Raw genomic sequence first — 19,311 nt, 5'->3', positions numbered from 1 at the left:
AGGGACATCAGCGGCCACCACCGGCCGCACGAGGAAGAAGGAGAAACCAGCATGGCGATTCAGCGGATGGACAACGTCGGCATCGTCGTCGAGGACTTGGATGCCGCCATCGCGTTCTTCGTGGAACTCGGTATGGAGCTGGAGGGCAGGGCGCAGGTCGAGGGCCCCTTCGCCGACCAGTGCACCGGACTCGACGGCGTCCGCTGTGACATCGCGATGGTCCGGACCCCGGACGGTCACAGCCGGCTCGAGCTGGCGAAGTACCGCAGCCCCGCGGCGATCAGCGCCGGGCCGCGCAACCGGCCGCACAACATTGTGGGCACGCACCGCGTCATGTTCACCGTCGACGACATCGAGGACACCGTTGCCCGCCTGCGCCCCCACGGCGCCGAACTCGTCGGTGAGATCGCCCGGTTCGAGGACAGCTATCTGCTCTGCTACCTCCGGGGCCCGGAGGGCATCATCGTCGGACTGGCCGAGCAACTGCGCTGAGAAGGAGGGACCGAACCATGCAGCCGAACGAGATCATCGAGGTTCTGAACCGCCCGATGAGCCGGGAGCTGCTAACCCGTGACGTGACCCGCCTGGCCGCTCCAGCTCATCACGGCTGCGGCCAATGCCGACGCCGTCAGCCAGACACTCGCCTTTTTCGTCAGCATTCCGCTGGTCGCGCGGCGCCTACAGGCCAAAGGCGCGTGCGTCCGCAGCGAGCGCCCTGAAGTACTCGCGCGGGTCAGCGACCAGTTTGCGCTCCTTGAGGTCCAACAGGCCGCCGACGGCGGCAACTTCGGCCGACGGGGTGCCGTCGGCCTTGCGGATCCGCTGCTCGATGCGGAACGTCTTGCCTTCGCCCCACAGGAACCTGCAGTCCACTTCCACGTTGTCGCCTGCTCGCAGCTCCCCCAGATACCGGATGTTCGTCTCCAGGACGACCGGGCCCACGCCCTTCTCCAAAAGGTCGCGCTGGTCGATCCCGCCATGCCGCAGCATCGACCAGCGCGCGTGCTCGGCGTACTGCAGGTACACAGACTGGTTCAGGTGTCCCTGCGAGTCGGTCTCGTATCCACGTACCTCGATGCGCACGGAAAACGGCTCTGCCACGGTGTCCCCTTCGTTCTCGGCTGAGCGCTTGCTCACTGGTCCAACCGGGCAACGCAGTTCGGTATTCCACGCGCTACGAGCTCGTGTCCTGATCACGTGTGGCTGTTCGGGGCGCCCTTGCGTGAGAGGACGGGCAGTATCCGGCGCTTCAGCGGTGGCCGCACCATCCCCGAGGCGACGCGGCACGTCCTGCGCCTTGCTTCCCCGCCCTCCGGCCTCAGGACGGGGCCGCCCGCCATCGGTCACGTGCGCGGGCCGGGAACCGTCCGAGCTGCGCAATCGTCGGTTACGGATGTGAATGAAGTGACGCCCACGCTGCCTGCCGACCACCGCGAACTGATCTCCGACCTGTCCGGGATCGTCAGCGACTACCCTTATGCGGATCCCCAATCGACCCTTGCCGTCCTCGCCGACGACGCGGCGGAGGCGCTCGGCCGCGTCGCCACCCCGGCGGGCCACCGGGAGCGAACCGGGTACACGCTCCTCCTGCATGCCACCTGCTGGTACGTCTGCGCACGCATCTTCAGCAAGTCCCTGGTCGCGTCGTACATACAGGCCCTGGACGGGTTCCGTGCGCAGTTGGACCGGGCCTCCTGCACCTGCCCGGCCGGCGCCCACCCCGCGCGACTGGACTCGGAGTACGAGGTCGAGGCGGGGGTGAGCATGCTGACCGAGGCCGGACGGGCCGCCTTCGCCGAGGACTACGGTCTCGACGAAGAGGAGTCGGCGGTGTTCGACTGCGAGGGGTTCCTCGCGGACCTCGCCGATGAGGCCCTGGTCCGCTTGCACGAGGCGCACCGGGAGCTCTTCGGCGGCATCGACGTCTCCCATCTGGACGCGCAGTTCGTCCGGGACGACGGCCGCCTCGACGTCGTCGCCATGCAGGAGGCGATCAGGCGTAGCTGGGAGGACAACACCGGCCCGGTCGCCCTGTGGTCCGCCCGCCGCTGGCTCACCGGACAGGTGCGGGACGAGGAGCGGATCGGCCTGTTCCTGTGCCTGTGGATGGGCATCGCCCAGACGTACGAGGGTCTGCCGCCCTCGTACGCGCGCGACCTGGCCGCCGCGCTCGCCACCATCGACCTGGACGTCTCCTGCGAGCATCCGCAGCACCCCTGGTCCAGCGCCGATTCCAACGTGCAGTCCCGGTACCGCGCGGTGGTCCACCTGTACGCGCCGGAGGACCACCCCGACACCCCCGTGCCCGCCGAGCTCTCGGCCCGCGAGCTGTGGGAGTGCCCGGTGCAGTACGCCCAGTTGGCGCGGGCGGCGCTGCAAAACCTCGAGGGATGGCGCACCATGCGCGGCGGCGACGACGAGGACTGGGAGGACTGAGCGGTGCGCGGCCGCTTCGACGCTCGCGCTACTCCCAGTCCAGCAGGTCAGCCCTGGTGGCCTACGCATCCTCGGTCGGCGAGGAGGGTCGGCTTGCCGGAGTACCAGCCGGGGCGCAGCGACAGTTCGATGCCGTGGCCGTTCGTGGTCCGGCCCCCCGGCAGGCCGGCTCGTCGAACTCCGGATCACCTCCGTGCCGCCCACCACGTCCGGGAAATCGCCGTGCCGGTGGCGCCAGTTCACCACCGCAGCCCGCCCCCACCGAGCAATCCGCCCTAGCCAACGTTGTTGGCAGGCGTCTCTCGTGTACCGATCAGCGTTGGCGCTGGCGGCCGCGGGCTCGGTGGCGCTGCGGTCTACTGGCGGTCCGGGGACGATTTGGCAGCTGGCCAACGGGACGACCGGGTGACGTTGACCGGTGGGTCGGCACACTTCCTGTGCCAGCCCCCTACTTTCATGTCGAGTTGGCCTCGCCGGGCCGGCCGCGGCCGAAGTGTTGGGCCGACTTGGCTTCCTGGGCTAGTCGGCGCAGGGCCAGCAGGGCTGGTTCGAGGAGGATCGAGACCACAACGGCCCGTTCGGCTTGGGCCAGCAGGTCGCGCTCACCGCGCATCTGCTGCACGTCCACGTCGGCGATGCTGTCGGCGAGTCGGGCGTAGGGCAGCAGGCCGCGCCAGTCGATGTCCACGCCCAGGTCGGCGAGTGCGGTCACGACCTCTGCCAGGGTGTGCGCGGCCGGGTTGCCCGGGGACACTTCCCACCCCATCTCGGCGATCAGCTTGCGTGCGTCGGCCAGACCCCTCGGCTCCGGCTCCCTCGAGGGCCGTTCCGTGCCGGCGTCCTCTTCCTTCTTGGTCGGACGCACGCCCAGCACTATCCCGAAGACCTGATGCAGATCCTCCTGTTCGGCGGTGATCGCGTCCAGGATCTCCTTCGTCGCGCCGGCCGACAGGCCGCGCGCCCCGATCAGGGTGCGGATGAACCGGAGCCGGTGCACGTGGTCTTCGCCGTAGTCGGCCTGGTTGGACGCGGTGGCCCGCCCCGGGGGCAGCATCCCTTCACGCAAGTAGTACTTGATCAGGGGCACTTGTACGCCGGTGCGACGACTGAGCTCGGAGACCTTCATTCACTCACTTCCTCGGCAACGGATAGTGGATAACGCTATTATCCATTCTGCTGCGGTACCTATCCGCTCACCCTCCCGAAGGGGGCCCCTCGCCGTGCCCGCATTAGGCTGGATCACCCCGAACCCCGCGCCTCGCTGATCGCGCAACCTCTGCGGCGGGTCTTCTACACCCTCTCCGTCTGGCAGGACCGCGCGCTCTCCACGTGCGCCGACACCGACCCAAGATGCGGCTCGACGTCACCGGTCCCCGCGCGGCAGGTCGTCGAGGACGGCGGTCCGGCCGAACCTGACGGCCTTTTCATGTCCGCCCGCCGAGCGTACGACGCGGGTCTGTTCACCGCGGCTTGAACACGACCGACCTACCGAAAGGGTTCTCCTCCCATGTTCGGCACGCTCATGCTCATCGCCGTTCCCTCCGTGCTGTTCCGGCTGCTTGGCGTGTTCGGCGTCGGGCGGTTCGCGACCTGGCGGGTGTCCGTCCTGCACGGCCTCGCGGTCATGCTGGTGTTTACGGCGAGCGCGCACTTCGTCCCGTCCGCCCTCGGCCCCATGCCCGGCCACCACGACCTGGTCGCGATGGTCCCGCCGTTCGTGCCGTTCCCCCGCCTCGCGGTCTATGCGACGGGCGTCCTGGAACTCCTCGGCGCAGCCGGACTCGTCCGGGAGGCCACCCGGCCGACGGCCGGGCTCGGCCTCGCCGCGCTGTTCGTCCTGATGCTCCCGGCCAACATCCACGCGGCCGTCGAGCACATCCCGTTCAACGGGGAGCCGGCGACGCCGCTCTGGTTCAGGATTCCCGAGCAGGTGATCTTCATCGGCGTCGCGCTGTGGGCCTACGTCCCGGCGCGTGCCGTCGCCGCCCGCCGGGCCGACGGAGTGCCTGGTTAGCTCGACAGTGATCCCGTTCCCGGCGAAGAAGGCGTTGGCACGCTGCCAGAAGGCGATGGCGGTGTGCTGGAGTTGCGTCGCGCAGGACCTCGCTGTAAGCCTGACGGTTGCGGCCGCCGGCCGCCCGGCCCGCCATGCGCCAGGCGCCGCCGTCGGGGATGTTGCCCAGCTTCTTGATGTTGATGTGGATCCGCTCGCCCGGCCGGGCGCGTTCGTAGCGGCGGATGACCTGACTGGTGGGCCGCCCGTGAAGGCCAGTCGGTTCAGGCCGTGCCGGAGAAGGATCCGGTGCACGGTCGAGGCCTGCAGGCCCAGGCCGTTTCCTTCGGATCACCTGGCTGACCAGACGTGGATGGCGGCGAGGTGGAGTCCGGCGAGGTAGATGGTGGCGGTCTTGTCGTAGCGGGTGGCCAGGCCGCGCCATTGCTTGAGCTTGTTGATGCAGCGCTCGACGGTGTTCCGTTGCTTGTAGGCCTCGCGGTCGAAGGCCGGTGGCCTGCCGCCACGTCTGCCGAGGCGTTTGCGGTTGGCGGCCTGGTCGGCGGGCTGCGGGATCACCGCCCGGATCCCGCGCCGACGCAGGTGAGAACGGATCGCGCGGTACGAGTACGCCTTGTCGTCCGGGGTCGCCCGTGGCCTGCCGACCGGCCTGGGAACCCGGATCCGGGCCATGATCTGCAGGAACGCGGGCGCCTCACCGGCCTGTCCTGGCGTGATCACGAAAGCCAGCGGCTGGCAGCGATTGTCGGCGGCCAGGTGGATCTTCGTGGTCAGTCCGCCGCGGGACCGTCCGAGGGCATGGTCGGCGGGCTCGCCGGCCGGGGCCCCTTTTGGCGGGCCCCGGCGGCGTGCTGGTGGGCACGGACGATCGTGGAGTCGACCGCGACGACCCAGTCGAGGTCCCCTTCGGCATCGGCCTGGGCGAGCAGGGCGGTGAAGACCTTCTCCCACGTGCCGTCGGCGGCCCACATCCGTAGCCGGTTGTGGGCGCCCTTCCACGACCCGAAGCGCTCGGGAAGGTCCATCCAGGGCGTCCCGGTGCGGTACTTGAAGGCGATCGCGTCGATCACCTGCCGGTGATCACGCCACCGCCCACCCGCCGAGGCGTCCGCTCCGGCAGTAACGGCTCGACCCGCGCCCACTGCGCGTCAGTCAACTACACACATCAACCAACGATCAGATGATCCGAAGGAAACGTCCTAGGCCGCCTCTTCCTGCGGGAGCGCCACGAGCAGCTCCCGCAGGTCCATCGGCATGACGGCGATCTCCATGCTCCCGCCGCCCTCGTACGCGCACGCGACGATCCGCGACCCGGGGTTGATGGAGATCCCCTCCTTCACGGACGGGGCCCGCACGCCGGTGGCGCGGCCGCCCGGCAGCGGCAGGGGCTCGCCCCGCGCCGGGACCCAGCGGGCCGCGCCCTCGCCCTGGTCCGCGTACAGCCGGCCCGCCCGCCAGCGCCCCTCACCTGCGGGCCGGCGCGCCATGCCGGGGATCCCGGCCACGGGCCCGGCGGCCACCCGCGCGAGGTGCTTGCGCCGCAGGAGCCACCCGGCTCCCGCGGCGCCGAGGACGACCACCACGATCTCGATCACGTTCACCGGACCCATTCAAACAGGCCGGTCCGCCGGCCGGCGACGCGGCCAGGCGGACGTTCCGATGATCCGAAAAACACCCGGGTCTTTCCCTGGTGCATTGGAGCGAACTCCTCCTCAAAGCCCGAGCCGCGTCATTCGACCCGACATTCCCTGTGCTGATCCTTGTCCGTCACATCCGCCTTGATCGTGAAAGGTGCATGTTCGTGATTCGTCGAGGAACGAACGGGCCGAACCACGGAAAGCGGCGACTGTGCGCCCTTTCCGCACTGAGTGCGGTGGGAATCGTCGCAGGACTCGCTGCCGGCCTGCCGGCGTCACCAGCCGGTGCCGCCCCGGCCCCCGCGCCCGCTGTCGCGCAGCAGCCGCACAAGGAGAAGGGCGTTGACTGCGACGGGAAGGTCTACGCCTCGTTCGGCAACCCCGCAGACCAGCTCTACACCGCCGACAGAGGGGCCGGAACGTACCAGTTCACGGCGCTGGGCAGCCAGCCGCCGTTCCTCTACAACGCCATCGGCGTGAACCCGAACGACCGCTTCCTCTACGGGACCACGTTCGGCAACGCGAACAACGACCTGGTCCGCTTCGACCGCAATGGCGACTTCACCAAACTCGGTCCCATTTCCGGCCTGCCGGAAGCCCTCTACATCTCGGGCACGTTCGACGACGAGGGCAACTACTACATCCTGGCGGACGATACGCCGACGATCTACAAGGTAGACGTAAAGTCCCGCTCGGTCACGGGCTCCATCGACGTTCCGGAGCTGTCGGACCCGGAACTCGACATCTTCGACATCGCGTTCCGCGACGGATTCCTGTGGGGCTCGACCGACGACGGCGCCATCGCGCGCATCCGCGTCTCCAACGGGGACATCGACTTCTTCCCCGGTGTCCTTCCGGGCGGTTCGGACTTCGGTGGCGTCTTCGTCTACGGCAACGGCGATCTCGGATTCTTCCGGAATTCAAACGGAGAGCTCTTCCGGGTGCACGTGAAGAACGCGACCTCCGCCGACCCCGAGTTCACCATCCTGTCGACGCAGGACCAGGTCCCTGACCAGGAGCTGGTGAACCTCGACGCCACCTCCTGCTTCCTCGACTCCAAGGCCGACCTCGCGGTGCACAAGCGAGCCCCCAGGGAAGTCACGTCGGGCGGCGGGATCACCTACCGCATCACGGTGAAGAACGTGAGCAAGGACGAGAGGGAGAAGGGCAAGGACAAGGACAAGGACAGGGGTAAGGGCACGGGCGACTCCTCCGGCTGGTCCCTGACCGACGACCTCCCGGCGGAGCTCCAGTCGCCCTCCACCTCGACCGAAGGGTGCGAGATCGCCGACGGCCTCCTCTCCTGCACGGGTGGTCCGCTGGAGAAGGGCGACAAGGTCGAGATCGAGGTGACCGGCACCGCGGCCTCCGTCCTGGAGCCCACCACCGTGGAGAACACCGCCACGGTCTACGGCGACGACAAGGACCCGCACAAGCAGAACGACAGGGACACCGCGTCCACCCTCATCACGCCGGGGGACAGCGCCCGGTAGTGCGGTGACATGCGGCTCGCCACGCCGCCGGGGCCCCTTCGGCCGGGGTCCCGGCGGCGCCGGTGCGCGTGCGTGCCTGCCGGCGCTAGGCCGTCTCTTCCGGATCTTGCCTGACCCACGCCGCCCGGCAGCGCGCTGAGGCACGGCACCGGACGACGCGGGCTTAACCGGCAAGATCCGAAAGGGACGACCTAGGACCGGCCCGATGCCGAGCCGGACCGAGTTTCCGGCCGGTCCAGCCGGCAGACCTGGGCCTCGACCCCGGCACACGTGGGGTGAGGGTCGTGCGGGGCCTGCTGGAGCGGTCAGTCAGGCCTGCGTCGCCCTCGGCCCGCCAGCGGCGGACCCGTCGCGATCCTCGTGATCGGGTGCGCGACGGTGCTGATGGACCGTCTGCCGCTCCTGCACCGCCTGGCGAAGCCGGTCGTCGCCGTGGGCGCCATGTCCCTGACGGCCTATGTCGGCCACTTCGTCGTACAGTCCGCGGTGGGCATACCGACCGGCGAAAGCAGCCAGGTGTCCTGGGGGCCCGTACTGACGTTCATCCTCGGGGCGACCGTGTTCGCCGCGCTCTGGTCCCGCTTCTTCCGCCGCGGACCGCTGGAGTATCTGCTCAACGCCGCCACCAAACCCTCCGACTCCATCCGCTGAGGTACGGCCGGGTTGGCTCGTCCTCCTGCCCGGCCACCTGTGTCGACGTTTTCGCGTGACCCGGGCGGGGGCGGCCATCCCCCCCCCCCCCCACGCCGGCTCCGCTCCGGAGCCGGGCCGGTGTCACGTCGTTAGCGCTGCAGTGACAGCAGACCCGGCCGGTAGGGCCACTGGCCGTATTCGCCGCCGGAGTTGGGGTCGCGTCCCTGGTAGAGGAACTGCAGGTTGCAGGGATCGACGGTAAAGGTCTGATCGGCGCTGGTGCGGATCAGTTCGCCATGGCTGATGTCGTTGGTCCAGGTGGCGCCGCTGTTGGCCTTGCCGGCGAAGGGGTTGCTCTCGGTCGCGGCCTGGGGTGTCCATGAGCCGTTCAGACTGGTGGCCGTGAACGAGCGGAAGTAGCGGCCCTGCGAGCCGATCGCCTCGACGATCATGAGGTAGCGGTCCTGGCCCTGGAGCTTGTAGACCTGCGGCGCTTCGAACAGGTTGTTCGTCGTATCGCTCATGATCGTTGTGTAGGTCGAGCCGAAACTGCTCGGGAAGTTCCCGATCGGCATGCTGGCCCGGTAGATCTTGCCGTTGTCACCGGCGAAGAACAGGTACATGTTCGTGCCGTCGGCGATGAGCGTCTGGTCGATGGGGCCTGTGGTGGAGCCGGTGATGCTTCCGGTGAAGAGCACCTGCTGTGCGGACCAGCCATTGGGGTTGGAGGGGTCGCTCGACGTCCGGTAGGAGAAGGCGCTCCCGCCTCCCCACTGGTAGGCGAGCACCCAGATGTTCTTCGGCGCGAAGTAGAAGAGCGTGGGCGCGACGACGGAGTTCGACATCGTGTTCTGGCTGGTCGAGGCCATCTCCGACCAGTTGGTGAACAGGCCGAAGTTCATCGAACCCCAGCCCGCTCCCGTTCCCGCGGCGCCGTGCGTCGTCGCATAGACGAGCTGCTTGCCGTTGTAGGGGGCGACGGTGAAGTCCTTGAGCGAGGCCCACCCGGCCTTGGGCTGCGCCAGCGCGCCCGTCGAGGTCCAGCGGTACGTCGACGGAAGAGCGCACTGGCCGGGGTTGCCGGCGCCGACCTTGACGAGCTGCCACTGCTGGTTGGTGCCGCCCCAGTCGTCGTACTGGACGATGTTCGCGTTGTCGGCGGTGGAGCCGCCTTGTACTTCGAGGGCCTTGTTGCTGTGGCGCGCGATGAACCTCACGTAGCCGTCCGAGCTGTCGGCCAGCCGCCACTGCTGGTTGGTGGCGTTCAGGTCGGTCCACTGGACGATCGGGCCGCCGTTGGCGGTGGACCTGTTCTGGACGTCCAGCACCTTGCCGGAGTGGCGGGACTTGATGCGGTAGTAACCGCCGCCGGAGTCGACGAACTGCCACTGCTGCTGGTTCTGATCGTTCCTGGTCCACTGGGTGATGCGCGCGCCGTCGTTGGTCGCCAGATTGTAGACGTCCAGGGCCTTACCGCTGTTGCGGTTGACCAGCACATACGAGGCGTTGGGGTCGACGGTCGCCGCGGCGGCGGGCGGGGCACCGAGGAGAGTGGCCCCGAGCAGCAAGGACGACAGGACCGCGAGTACGAGACTCAGGACCAGGGGTGGATGGCGAAACCGCATCAGAAGAGCTCCTTCGGGGGACGGAGGTGAGGTGACCCCGACGGACCGCGGAGCGGCCGCGTCGGGGGGTCGGGGACGGGATAGGTGTGAAGGCGGCCGCACATGCCGAAGCGCTGGTGCTCCGGGCGCTGCAGTCGTGACACTTCGCCGTGGTCGAGGTGGGAGAGGTCGCCGACCTTCAGCCGTTCCAGCTGACGGCCGGTCGTGACGGCTGCGGCCAGGGGGCCGTCACGCCAGCGGAGCCACCAGGCGTCCAGGAGCTCTCTTTTCAGGCGGTGGGCCGCGATGTGGAACTCCTGCAGCCCGCCTTCGCGCAAGGCCAGGAAACCCTCGAGTGCCAGGTCGCGGCGGCGGCGCGCTGCCGCGGAATGGTCGCCGGTCAGGGCGGCCGCCCTCCGGTAGGCGTGGGGATCGGCCAGCACGGGAGCAGGGAAGGTGAAGACGGCGTCGCCCGCCTCGGGGAGTCCGCTGTTCTGCATGAGCACCACGAGGCGCAGGCCGCCGTCGTTGACGAGGCGGTGGATCGTGCCGGGGGTGAACCAGACGACGTCGCCTGGGTGCAGAGGGGTGTCGGCGAAGCCGGAGGTGGTGAGCGTCTGGACGCTGCCCGCGCCGCCGATGACGACGTAGGCTTCGGAGCAGACGAGGTGCATGTGGGGTGTGCCGCCGCACAGCCCGTCGGCGGCCTCCCAGTCGTACACGGTCAACCCGGAGATCCCCACGCCGCCGGGGAGCGCGGTCACCACGGGTGGTCCGCTATGTGGCGGGACAGGCGTCCGGGGGTCCATGCGCCGTCGGCCACGACGATCCGGTAGCGGCGTGCCAGGGTGTCGCCCGGGGCCAGCGGCAGTTCCTTGTCGAACGCCAGAGACGGGTTGACGGCGGGGATGGGCTCACTGCGGACGAACCAGTGGCAGGGGGCGTCCGGATCGTCCAGGAAGAGGAGCGTGGAGGAGCGGTCGACCTCGTCGTGCGTGCCGATGAAGGCCAGCCAGTCGCCCTGCTCTCCCATCGCGGGGCCGATCACGTCTCCGCCGGTGAAGTCGCGCGGGCCGCGCCAGAACATGCCGGAGTATCCGGCGAGCTTTCTGCCCTGTGTGCCGGGGCTGCCGAACACCAGATCGGTGTCGAGGACGTTGGTCAGCGCGGTGGTGATGTCCAGGGTCCAGGAGTCGGCCTCGACGGCGTGTGCGGTCAGCGTGCGGCTCTCGTCGATCCAGTGCTCCCCCGCCATCGTGTGCCAGGCCAGGTTCTCGGTGATCACTGCCCGGCCGTGGCCCGTTTCGGCGGACACGGTGAGGCTGCGCATCGTGCCGAGGTTCGGCAGGTCCACGTAGCCCTCGCCGCGCAGGTAGGTTCCGCCGCCCCAGAAGTTCTGCCCCGACACCCACGACGCCGTGATCTGGACGCCCTTGTGCCAGCGGTGGTCGTGCGGCCGGTACCCGGTGACCACGTCGCCGGCGAGCGTGCGCACCGGATGCAGGTAGGGCTTCGGCGCCTCGAAGGGGTCCATGACCGGCCGGTGCACGTACCGGAAGAGGTCGACGTCGCGAGTTCGGACGGTCAGCGAGTCCTCGTTCTCGAGGAGTTGGAACGTCATCGGAACACCTCCGGGCGCCCTCCGTTGAGCGAGCCGTAGAACGGGTCGGCCGCGTCGATCTCTCCGCGCCGGACCGGCAGGCCGGTGATCGCCGCCTTGTACAGGGCGGTGACCAGTTCCATGGTGGATCTGCCGAGGTCGGGCCGGATCCCCGCCTCGTAGCCGTCCAGGAAGGCTGCGAGCTGGGCGGTGTGCGAGCTGGGCAGGTCGTCCGGCGGCTCCCACTTCGCGCTGGGCGAGCTGGTGGTGAACGTCCAGTCCGCGTTGGAGTAGCCGTACAGGTGCCGCAGCTCGACCGTGGCGTCGGTGAGATCGAACCGCAGGTAGCTCTCCTCGCGCGGGGAAAGGACGCTGTTGACGACCGTCGCGATGGCTCCGTTGTCGAACCGGACCAGGGCCGCGGACACGTCCTCGGTCTGGACGTCGCGCTCGAGGCGGCCGGCCATCGCGCGTACCTCGGCCCATTCGCCGAGCACCGCGAGCATCAGGTCCATCTGGTGGATGCCGTGGCCCAGCGTCGGGCCGCCGCCTTCGCTCTCCCACGTGCCGCGCCAGGGCACGTCGTAGTAGGCCTCGTCGCGGTACCACGCCGTGACGCACTGCGCGACCAGCGGACGGCCCAGCGCCCCGGCCGCGATCCGGTCGCGCAAGTACCGGGCTCCCGAACCGTACCTGTGCTGGAACACCGCGCCCGCGGCGGCGGGCCCTTCGGCGCCGCGGATCCGGTCGAGCTCGGCCAGCGACAGCGCCACCGGCTTCTCGCACCACACCCAGGCCTCCGACTCCAGACAGGCCACGGCCTGGTCGGCGTGCAGGAACGGGGGCGTGCACAGGTGCACGAGGTCCGGCCTCTGCTCATCGAGCATCGTGTGCAGGTCGGTGTAGACCGCGGGAATGCCGTGTTCGGCCGCGAACACCTCGGCGCGCACGGCGTCCACGTCGACGGCTGCCACGATCTCGGCCCGGTGCGCCTGCGCCCGGAGGGCGGGAACGTGGCAGATGCCCGCGATCCCGCCCGTTCCGACGATGGCCGTTCGTATCATCCGCCCAGCACCTCCTTGATCGAGTGATAGGCGGGCTTGGGCAGCAGGTTCTCGTCGTAGGGCAGCGCAGCGCCCTCACCGGGGAAGACGGAGGGGATCCACGAGTACTTGTCCGTGTAGTCCCAGATGGTGATGCCGACGCATTTCTTGACCGCCAGGCAGGCCTTGACGTAGTCGGCGTACCAGGTGGCCTGGGTGGCGAGCTTCTCCTGGGTCGCGGGCAGGTTCATGCGGATGTCGAGCTCGGTGATCGCGACCTCGACCCCGAGGTCGGCGAAGCGCTGCATGTTCTGCTGGACGTCGGAGGGGAAGCCGTACTGGAGCGCCAGATGGCCCTGGATGCCGAAGCCCTCCACGGGTACGCCGTCGGCCTTCAACTGCTTGATCAGCGTGTAATAGGCGTTGCTCTTGGGGCCGATCCCGTCGACGTTGTAGTCGTTGAGGTACAGCTTGGCGTGCCGGTCGGCCTCGTGGGCCCAGCGCAGGGCGTCGGCGATGTAGCCGGGGCCGAGCGTCTTGTAGAAGAGCGTCTCGCGGTAGGTGCCGTCTTCGTTGAAGGCCTCGTTGACGACGTCCCAGTGGATCACCTGGCCCTTGTAGTGCCGGACCACCTTCTGTATGTGGTTCTTGAGGATGGCGCGCAGCTCGTCGGCGGTCCAGGTGCCCTCGGTGAGCCAGGCGGGGAGCTGGTTGTGCCAGATGAGGGTGTGGCCGCGGACCTTCTGGTGGTGGGCCTCGGCGAAATCGACGACCTCGTCGGCGGCGGTGAAGTCGAAGACGCCGCGCTCTGGCTCGGTGGCGTACCACTTCATGGCGTTGCCGGGGGTGGTCTGCCCGAATTCGCTGCCGAGGAGCTTCAGATAGGCGGCGTCGGTGAACTCGGGGTTGTCGGTGGCGGAGCCGAAGTACTTGTGGTGCTTCTTGGCCAGTTCGCCGAGCGTCCTGGGCCGGGGCTCGGCGGCTGCGGGCGCGGCGGCGAGACCGGCCGAGAGGCAGACGGCGGCGGACAGGGCGGTGAGAATCCGGGACATGGACATGGCGGGCTACTCCTCGGGTGGTGGGCGGTTCAGTCGAGGACGATCGTGGTCAGCGCGCGCGGGGCGAGCGTCGCCGTGAGGGTCGTGCCGTGCGTGGAGACGATGTCGGCCGGGGTGATCGAGCGGGTCTCGTCGGTGACGTAGCCGTCGGGGTGCCGGTCATGCCCGCCGCGAAGAGAGAACTCGGCGGAGCTTTCGGTGGTCGCGGTGTTGAGGATTTCGATCACGCGGCTGCCGTCGGTGTTGCGGAAGGCCGTGATCTTCAGTGCCGGGTCGGCGTTCGTGACCGGCACGCGGACGGCGCCGGGGCGGATGAACCGGCTGAAGGCGGCCAGCGCCCAGTACCGTTTGGACACCCGGTAGTCGTCACCGGGGTCGGCGAGCTGGATGAGCCCTCGGGTCGTGCCGAGGGACGCGCCGGTCCAGTAGACGTAGGCATTGGCGTTGCCGACGGTCAGGGTGTTCTGGATGTCGGCCGCGACGGTGAGACCGTCGTAGCCGCTGCCGTCGTCCCAGTTCTCGTTCCAGGTGGTGCCGTCCGGCGACCATTCCGACATCCACACGTGTTTGTCGGTCGGTTGCGGGACCTCGGTCGGACCGCTGTAGCGGTGTCCGGTGATGGTCCGCACGACCTTGCCGGCCGCGGGGTCCGCCTCGATGGCCTCGGTGTAGGCGACCTGCCGGTCCCAGCCCGCGGCGTCGCAGCAGACCACGCCGGTCTTCAATCCGGACGCGCGGACGGTCGGCCCGAGCACCTTGAGGAAGTCGACGGCCTGCTGCGGGGTGAACCGCATCGAGGCGTAGGTCGCCGTCCAGTCGGGTTCGTTGGTGAACCCCACGTCGGTGATCCCGATGCCTTCCTGCCGGTAGAACTCCGCGTACTGGACGAGGTAGTTCGCGTAGGCCTGACGCCATTCGGGCCGCAGCTCGCCGCCGTCGTTCTCGCTTCCGTTGGTCTTCATGAAGGCGGGGGCGCTCCAGGCGTCGGCGAAGAACCGTTTGACGCCGTAGGCCTTGGCCTCCTTGGCGAGCCAGACCTGGCCGCCGTCCCAGCCGTCCCAGACGTACTTCGGCGTGGCGTCCGGCCCGCCGGGATCGGCCGGCAGGATCGTCGGCATGTGGTCGTACACCTTGTCGGTCGACGACCCGATGCCCAGGCGCAGGATCGAAAGGCCCGCGCCCTTGTCCTTGCTGAGCAGCAGGTCGAGCACCTCGCGCTGCTTGGCCGGGCTGAGGCCGCGCGCGCCGTGCAGCAGGTCGGCCCGCTGGAAGGCCATCGAGAAGCCGAATCCGTCAATGGGCTGGAGCTCGGCGCGGAAGTCGATGCCGTGTCGTGCGGGGGTGGCTACGGCCTGTGATGTTAGCGCTAACAACAATGGCAGTGTCAGTGCGATCAGGCGTTTCAAGAGGTCTCCTCGGGGGTGGAGGTCACGCGGGACGGGTCAGCCCTTGGTGGCGCCCGCGGTGAGGCCGCCGATCAACTGCCGCTCGGCGACGGCGTAGAAGGCGAGGGCGGGGACCATGGCGAGCACGATGTAGGCGAGGACGAGCGCGTAGTCGGTCGAGTACTGGCCCTGGAACTGCTGGACGCCGACCGGGATCGTCTGCCATTTCGGATCGTTGAACACCAGCAGCGGCAGGAAGAAGTTGTTCCAGCTCGCGACGATCGCCAGCACCGAAACCGTGCCGAGCGCCGGACGCGCCATCGGCAGCAGGATCTTCCAGAAGAAGCGGAACTTGCCGCAGCCGTCCATGATGGCCGCCTCCTCGACCTCTGCCGGGACGGTCCGGAAGAAGCCGCGCAGAATGATGATCGTCATGGGCAGCCCGAAGGCGGCCTGCGGGAGGATCACTCCGAGCGGGTTGTCGAGCAGGTCGAAGTTGCGCAGCAGCAGGAACAACGGCAGGACGGCCACCGCGAACGGGAACATCAGCCCGATCGTGAACAGCGTGTAGAACAGCTCCCTGCCCCGGAAGGCGTAGCGGGCCAGCACGAACGCCGCCATCGCGGAGACCGCCACCGTGCAGCACGTCGTACCGATCGCGATGCCCGCGCTGTTGGCGATCTGCCGCCAGAACATTCCGTCGCCGAGAATGCCGGTGTAGTTGCCGGTCTTCCAGTGCTCCGGCAGCCCGAACGGGTTGGTCGTCAGCTCTCCGGTGCTCTTGAACCCGGAGATCACGGCGTAGATCAGCGGCACGACGACGAACGCGCCGATCAGCCAGACCACGGCGTGCAGCGACAGGCCGCGTGCCGCCCTGCGGGCGTTCATCGACCGCCTCCCGAGGTGACGGCCCCGCTCAGGTCACGGCGGAGCACGTAACGCTGGTAGAAGAGGGAGAAGACCAGACTGATCATGAACAGCACCACGCTGATCGCACTGGCGTAGCCGACCTGGTAGCGCTTGAACCCGAACTGGAACATCGAGATCGCCATCGTCTCGGAGGAGTGGTTGGGCCCGCCCGCGGTCATGACCCAGACGAGGTCGAAGAGCTGGATGGCCCCGATGATCGAAAGGAAGACGCTGATCCGGATCGTCGGGCCGAGCAGCGGCAGGGTCACGTGCCGGAAGCGCTGCCAGGCGCCGGCGCCGTCGATGGAGGCGGCCTCGAGGATCTCCTTTGGGATGCTCTGCAGCCCGGCGAGGAAGAGCATCATGTGGAAGCCGAAGTACTTCCAGGTCATGACCACGAACAGGCTCGGCATGACCGTCGAGGGATCGGCGAGCCACTTGCCCTGCAGCCCCTCCAGGCCGAGGGCGCCGGCGAGATGGTCGGCCATGCCGTCACCGGGAAGGAAGATCATCGCGAAGAGGACCGCCGTGACCACCTCGGACAGGATGTACGGCGCGAAGAACAGCATCCGGTAGACGGCCCGGCCGCGCAGCCTCTGGTTGAGCAGGACCGCGGTGAACAGCGCGAACGGCAACTGCACCGTGATCGACAGGGCGATCAGGTACAGCCCGCGCTCCAGATCGCCGAGGAAGACCTGATCGCCGAACAGCTTGGCGTAGTTCTCGAAGCCGACGAAGTCGTCCATGGGGCCGACCCCGCCCCACTGGAAGAAGCCGGTGTAGACGGCGACGGCGATCGGGGCGAGGACGAATACGAGGAAGAGGACCAGAGCCGGGACGAGGAACCAGGCGACGGACGCCCAGCTTCCCAACCCGCGCAGGAGCGACCGTTCCGGGGCGGGCGGGCGCACCGGAACGGCGTCCTGCCTCCGCTCCTTGGTCGGGGTGGACACGGAGCTAGGCACCCTTCGCAGCCTCGGTTATCGACTTGGTGACCTGCTCGGGCGTCTTCTTGCCCGCGATGAGGTCGGCGACGCTGTCGTTGATCTCCTGGCCGACGGCCGGCGGGTAGGCCTGGTCGAGGAAGAGCTGGAAGCCCGTCGCCTTGACCAGACTGTCGGCCACCACCTTCCTGTTGGCGTCGGCGAGCTGGCTCTCCGCGCCCTTGACCACCGGCAGGAAGCCGTTGGAGGCCAGCAGCTTGGACTCGTTCTCCAGAACGAAGAACTTCAGGAAGTCCAGCGCCTCCTTCGGGGCGCCCTTGCGCAGCGCGAAGCCGCCGCCACCGCCGAACACCTCGGAGACCTGGCCGACACCGCCGTCGACCGTCGGGAAGGGGAAGAAGCCCAGGTCCGCTCCGAGGTCGGCGCCCGCGTCCTTCTGCACCGACGGTCCCCACTGGCCCATCAGCTCCATGGCGGCCTTGCCGTTGCCCATGGTCGCGGCCTGGCCGCCGGGGGTGGCGTAGCCGGCGCCGAGGAAGGCCGTCTGGAACGGCTGGAGGTCGACCAGCTCCTTGAGGTGGGCGCCCGCCTGGACGAAGCCGGCGCCGGTGAAGTCCTTGGTGGTCGCGGCCTGCTGCAGCGCGGGGAGGCCCGCGACGCGCATCGCGAGGTAGGCCCAGTAGTAGTGCCCCGGCCATTTCTCCTTGCCCGCGAGGGCGATCGGAGTGACGCCCGCCGCCTTGAGCTTCTTGACGTCTTCGAGGAGCTCGGCCCAGGTGGCCGGCGGAGCGGTGATCCCGGCCTTGGCGAAGAGCTTCTTGTTGTACCAGAAGCCGACCATGCCGACGTCGTAGGGCACCCCGTAGGTCCGGCCCTCGAACTGGTAGGCCTGCAGCGAGACCGGGGTGAGCTCGGACGACCAGCCGAACACGTCGGTGAGGTCCTCGACCAGCCCCGCGTCGACCTGCTGCTGCAGCACGCCGCCGCCCCAGGTCTGGAAGACGTCGGGGAGCTTGCCCGAAGAGGTGGTGGCGGTCAGCTTGGACTTGAACGCCTCGTTCTCCAACGAGGTCGTCTTGATCGTGATGTTCGGGTGAGCGGCCGTGAACGCCGAGGAGATCTCCGGGAAGAGGGACTTGCCCGGTTCCGTCGTGGCGATGTTCCACCACGCGAAGGTCACCTTGCCGTCGGCCGCCCGCTTGTCGCCGGAGTCGCCACCGCCGCAGGCCGCGGTCAGCGAGACGGACAGAGCGGTCAGGCCCGAGAGCGCCAGGAAGCTTCGTCGGCTCGGGGGGGTGCTGGCCATGGGACCTCCGGGGAGTGGGAATGCCGGTTCGCGGTCGAAAACATTTCGTAACACTCTCGAATTCTGTGAGGCCATAAACTAGGAACGTGGGGCCCTTCGGTCAAGGCCTCTCACCGACTTATCCACAAACAGCAGCTCTCTTTGAGCTTGACAACCAGGTCGCGCCGACCGGAAACTCTTCGAAAGTTTGCGATACTTGTCGCCAGCTCAAGGCGTCCACGCAGAGGAGAGAAGTTGAGCGAGCAGCGTCCGACCCTGGCCGTCATCGCCGCGGAGGCGGGGGTCTCCCAGGCCACCGTGTCCAAGGTGATCAACGGCCGCTCCGATGTCGCACCCTCGACACGCGAACGGATCGAGGGCCTGCTGCGGTCTCACAACTACCTCCACCCCGGCAGGCAGGGCAGGGCCCGCAGGTCGGGCCTGGTCGACTTGATCATCGGCGGTCTGGACAGCGCGTGGGCGGTGGAGATACTGCGCGGCGTCGAGGCCGAGTGCGCCCAGCGGAGCGTCGGCACCGTCGTGTCGCTCGTCCCGCCGGGCGAGGCCACGCCGTCGAGCTGGGCCGCACTGCCGGTCCTGCACCACAGCGACGGCGTCATCCTCGTCACCGCCTCGGTCACCCAAGCCCAGCGCGCCCAGGTCGAACAGGCCGGGGTGGCGCTGGTCGTCATCGACCCGATCGACCTGCCGGGCAACGGCGTGCCGAGCATCGGCGCCACCAACTGGGCGGGCGGCCTCGCCGCCACCGAGCACCTGCTGGAGCTGGGGCACCGCCGGATCGCCACGATCGGCGGGCGCAAGGAGATGCTCTGCAGCCAGGCCCGCATCGACGGGTACCGGGCCGCGCTGGAGCGGGCCGGGATCGAGGTCGACCGCGACCTGATCCGGTTCGGCGACTTCCAGCACGAGGGCGGGTTCCAGCGCGCCCGGGAACTGCTCGCCCTCCCCGAGCCGCCGACCGCCATCTTCGCCGGCAGCGACCAGCAGGCGATGGGCGTCTATGAAGCCGCCCGGCAGGGCGGGCTGAGCATCCCGCAGGACCTCAGCGTGGTCGGCTTCGACGACCTGCCGATGTGCGAATGGCTGTCACCGCCGCTGACGACGGTGCGCCAGCCGCTGGAGGAGATGGGCCGGCTCGCCGCCCGCACGCTTTTCCAGCTCCTGGACGACCAGCCCCTGGTCAGCCCCCGGATGGAGCTCTCGACCGAGCTCAAGGTCCGGCTCTCCACCGCCCCGCCCCGTCACTAGG

At 68.8% G+C, this 19,311-nt stretch carries 17 protein-coding genes and 4 pseudogenes; 6 read left to right on the top strand and 15 right to left on the bottom strand.

Annotation, left to right across the window (positions count from 1 at the left end):
* Positions 1-51: 51 nt before the first annotated feature.
* On the top strand, positions 52-492 hold the full coding sequence (locus ACIPUC_RS14015) for a VOC family protein (RefSeq protein ID WP_446589468.1): 441 nt from the start codon (positions 52-54) through the stop codon (positions 490-492).
* 186 nt (positions 493-678) lie between these two features.
* On the opposite strand, the gene ACIPUC_RS14010 is transcribed toward ACIPUC_RS14015, so the two are convergent.
* A complete protein-coding gene (locus ACIPUC_RS14010) occupies positions 679-1,101 on the bottom strand; it encodes an acyl-CoA thioesterase (RefSeq protein ID WP_446589467.1) in 423 nt (140 codons plus the stop codon).
* Between the two features lie 303 nt (positions 1,102-1,404).
* On the opposite strand from ACIPUC_RS14010, the gene ACIPUC_RS14005 reads away from it, so the two are divergent.
* Positions 1,405-2,436: a hypothetical protein gene (locus ACIPUC_RS14005; protein WP_446589466.1), complete on the top strand. Its 1,032-nt coding sequence runs from the start codon at positions 1,405-1,407 to the stop codon at positions 2,434-2,436.
* A gap of 454 nt (positions 2,437-2,890) precedes the next feature.
* Here the strand turns inward: ACIPUC_RS14005 and ACIPUC_RS14000 are convergent, their stop codons facing one another.
* Positions 2,891-3,562 carry a MerR family transcriptional regulator gene (locus tag ACIPUC_RS14000; protein ID WP_446589465.1) on the bottom strand — a complete coding sequence of 224 codons (672 nt, stop codon included), beginning with the start codon at positions 3,560-3,562 and terminating at the stop codon, positions 2,891-2,893.
* Positions 3,563-3,943: 381 nt separating this feature from the next.
* Between ACIPUC_RS14000 and ACIPUC_RS13995 the strand changes: the two genes are divergently transcribed.
* Positions 3,944-4,450, top strand: coding sequence for a DoxX family protein (locus ACIPUC_RS13995; RefSeq protein WP_446589464.1), 507 nt, complete (start codon positions 3,944-3,946; stop codon positions 4,448-4,450).
* Positions 4,451-4,456: 6 nt separating this feature from the next.
* Here ACIPUC_RS13995 and ACIPUC_RS13990 read toward each other — a convergent pair.
* The 3 genes and pseudogenes from ACIPUC_RS13990 to ACIPUC_RS13980 all read right to left on the bottom strand — a co-directional run.
* Positions 4,457-4,765 (bottom strand): annotated as a pseudogene (locus ACIPUC_RS13990) (IS481 family transposase); the annotation flags it as partial.
* Between the two features lie 15 nt (positions 4,766-4,780).
* A pseudogene (locus ACIPUC_RS13985) lies at positions 4,781-5,606 on the bottom strand (IS5 family transposase).
* 43 nt (positions 5,607-5,649) lie between these two features.
* The gene (locus ACIPUC_RS13980; protein WP_446589463.1) at positions 5,650-6,051 is read right to left on the bottom strand and encodes a hypothetical protein; all 402 of its coding nucleotides are present in this window, start codon (positions 6,049-6,051) and stop codon (positions 5,650-5,652) included.
* A 272-nt stretch (positions 6,052-6,323) separates the two neighbouring features.
* On the opposite strand from ACIPUC_RS13980, the gene ACIPUC_RS13975 reads away from it, so the two are divergent.
* On the top strand, positions 6,324-7,580 hold the full coding sequence (locus tag ACIPUC_RS13975) for a DUF6923 family protein (protein ID WP_446589462.1): 1,257 nt from the start codon (positions 6,324-6,326) through the stop codon (positions 7,578-7,580).
* A gap of 183 nt (positions 7,581-7,763) precedes the next feature.
* Here the strand turns inward: ACIPUC_RS13975 and ACIPUC_RS13970 are convergent.
* Positions 7,764-7,929 (bottom strand): annotated as a pseudogene (locus ACIPUC_RS13970) (IS481 family transposase); the annotation flags it as partial.
* Between ACIPUC_RS13970 and ACIPUC_RS13965 the strand changes: the two are divergent.
* Positions 7,929-8,231, top strand: a pseudogene (locus ACIPUC_RS13965) (DUF418 domain-containing protein); the annotation flags it as partial. The pseudogenes ACIPUC_RS13970 and ACIPUC_RS13965 sit on opposite strands and share 1 nt — an antisense overlap.
* 131 nt (positions 8,232-8,362) lie before the next feature.
* Here the strand turns inward: ACIPUC_RS13965 and ACIPUC_RS13960 are convergent.
* The 9 genes from ACIPUC_RS13960 to ACIPUC_RS13920 all read right to left on the bottom strand — a co-directional run bounded on the left by ACIPUC_RS13960 (position 8,363) and on the right by ACIPUC_RS13920 (position 18,062).
* Positions 8,363-9,838: a non-reducing end alpha-L-arabinofuranosidase family hydrolase gene (locus tag ACIPUC_RS13960; RefSeq protein WP_446589461.1), complete on the bottom strand. Its 1,476-nt coding sequence runs from the start codon at positions 9,836-9,838 to the stop codon at positions 8,363-8,365.
* Positions 9,838-10,581 carry a cupin domain-containing protein gene (locus tag ACIPUC_RS13955; RefSeq protein WP_446589459.1) on the bottom strand — a complete coding sequence of 248 codons (744 nt, stop codon included), beginning with the start codon at positions 10,579-10,581 and terminating at the stop codon, positions 9,838-9,840. The genes ACIPUC_RS13960 and ACIPUC_RS13955 overlap by 1 nt, the downstream gene beginning before the upstream one ends.
* Positions 10,578-11,438, bottom strand: coding sequence for a DUF6807 domain-containing protein (locus ACIPUC_RS13950; RefSeq protein ID WP_446589457.1), 861 nt, complete (start codon positions 11,436-11,438; stop codon positions 10,578-10,580). Before ACIPUC_RS13950 ends, ACIPUC_RS13955 begins: the two co-directional genes overlap by 4 nt.
* Positions 11,435-12,481, bottom strand: coding sequence for a Gfo/Idh/MocA family protein (locus ACIPUC_RS13945; RefSeq protein WP_446589456.1), 1,047 nt, complete (start codon positions 12,479-12,481; stop codon positions 11,435-11,437). The genes ACIPUC_RS13950 and ACIPUC_RS13945 overlap by 4 nt, the downstream gene beginning before the upstream one ends.
* Positions 12,478-13,518 carry an endo-1,4-beta-xylanase gene (locus ACIPUC_RS13940; protein ID WP_446589455.1) on the bottom strand — a complete coding sequence of 347 codons (1,041 nt, stop codon included), beginning with the start codon at positions 13,516-13,518 and terminating at the stop codon, positions 12,478-12,480. The genes ACIPUC_RS13945 and ACIPUC_RS13940 overlap by 4 nt, the downstream gene beginning before the upstream one ends.
* Positions 13,519-13,547: 29 nt before the next feature.
* Positions 13,548-14,924 carry a glycoside hydrolase family 30 protein gene (locus tag ACIPUC_RS13935; protein WP_446589454.1) on the bottom strand — a complete coding sequence of 459 codons (1,377 nt, stop codon included), beginning with the start codon at positions 14,922-14,924 and terminating at the stop codon, positions 13,548-13,550.
* Between the two features lie 36 nt (positions 14,925-14,960).
* Complete coding sequence (locus tag ACIPUC_RS13930; RefSeq protein ID WP_446589452.1) at positions 14,961-15,791, bottom strand: carbohydrate ABC transporter permease; 831 nt, start codon at positions 15,789-15,791, stop codon at positions 14,961-14,963.
* Complete coding sequence (locus ACIPUC_RS13925) at positions 15,788-16,684, bottom strand: carbohydrate ABC transporter permease (protein ID WP_446589722.1); 897 nt, start codon at positions 16,682-16,684, stop codon at positions 15,788-15,790. The genes ACIPUC_RS13930 and ACIPUC_RS13925 overlap by 4 nt, the downstream gene beginning before the upstream one ends.
* An 85-nt stretch (positions 16,685-16,769) precedes the next feature.
* Positions 16,770-18,062, bottom strand: a complete 1,293-nt coding sequence (locus ACIPUC_RS13920; RefSeq protein ID WP_446589450.1) for an extracellular solute-binding protein — start codon at positions 18,060-18,062, stop codon at positions 16,770-16,772.
* Positions 18,063-18,296: 234 nt separating this feature from the next.
* Between ACIPUC_RS13920 and ACIPUC_RS13915 the strand changes: the two genes are divergently transcribed.
* Entirely contained in the window at positions 18,297-19,310 is a 1,014-nt protein-coding gene (locus ACIPUC_RS13915; RefSeq protein WP_446589448.1) for a LacI family DNA-binding transcriptional regulator, read from the top strand.
* Position 19,311 lies beyond the last annotated feature (1 nt).

This window comes from Streptomyces sp. LARHCF249 (assembly GCF_052871255.1).
This window is presented reverse-complemented; position numbering and strand designations above follow the sequence as displayed.

Coding starts and splice junctions, on each gene's coding strand:
- ACIPUC_RS14015 (WP_446589468.1), top strand. CDS start 52: ATGGCGATTCAGCGGATGGACAACGTCGGCATCGTCGTCGAGGACTTG.
- ACIPUC_RS14000 (WP_446589465.1), bottom strand. CDS start 3,562: ATGAAGGTCTCCGAGCTCAGTCGTCGCACCGGCGTACAAGTGCCCCTG.
- ACIPUC_RS13995 (WP_446589464.1), top strand. CDS start 3,944: ATGTTCGGCACGCTCATGCTCATCGCCGTTCCCTCCGTGCTGTTCCGG.
- ACIPUC_RS13960 (WP_446589461.1), bottom strand. CDS start 9,838: ATGCGGTTTCGCCATCCACCCCTGGTCCTGAGTCTCGTACTCGCGGTC.
- ACIPUC_RS13950 (WP_446589457.1), bottom strand. CDS start 11,438: ATGACGTTCCAACTCCTCGAGAACGAGGACTCGCTGACCGTCCGAACT.
- ACIPUC_RS13945 (WP_446589456.1), bottom strand. CDS start 12,481: ATGATACGAACGGCCATCGTCGGAACGGGCGGGATCGCGGGCATCTGC.
- ACIPUC_RS13940 (WP_446589455.1), bottom strand. CDS start 13,518: ATGTCCATGTCCCGGATTCTCACCGCCCTGTCCGCCGCCGTCTGCCTC.
- ACIPUC_RS13930 (WP_446589452.1), bottom strand. CDS start 15,791: ATGAACGCCCGCAGGGCGGCACGCGGCCTGTCGCTGCACGCCGTGGTC.
- ACIPUC_RS13920 (WP_446589450.1), bottom strand. CDS start 18,062: ATGGCCAGCACCCCCCCGAGCCGACGAAGCTTCCTGGCGCTCTCGGGC.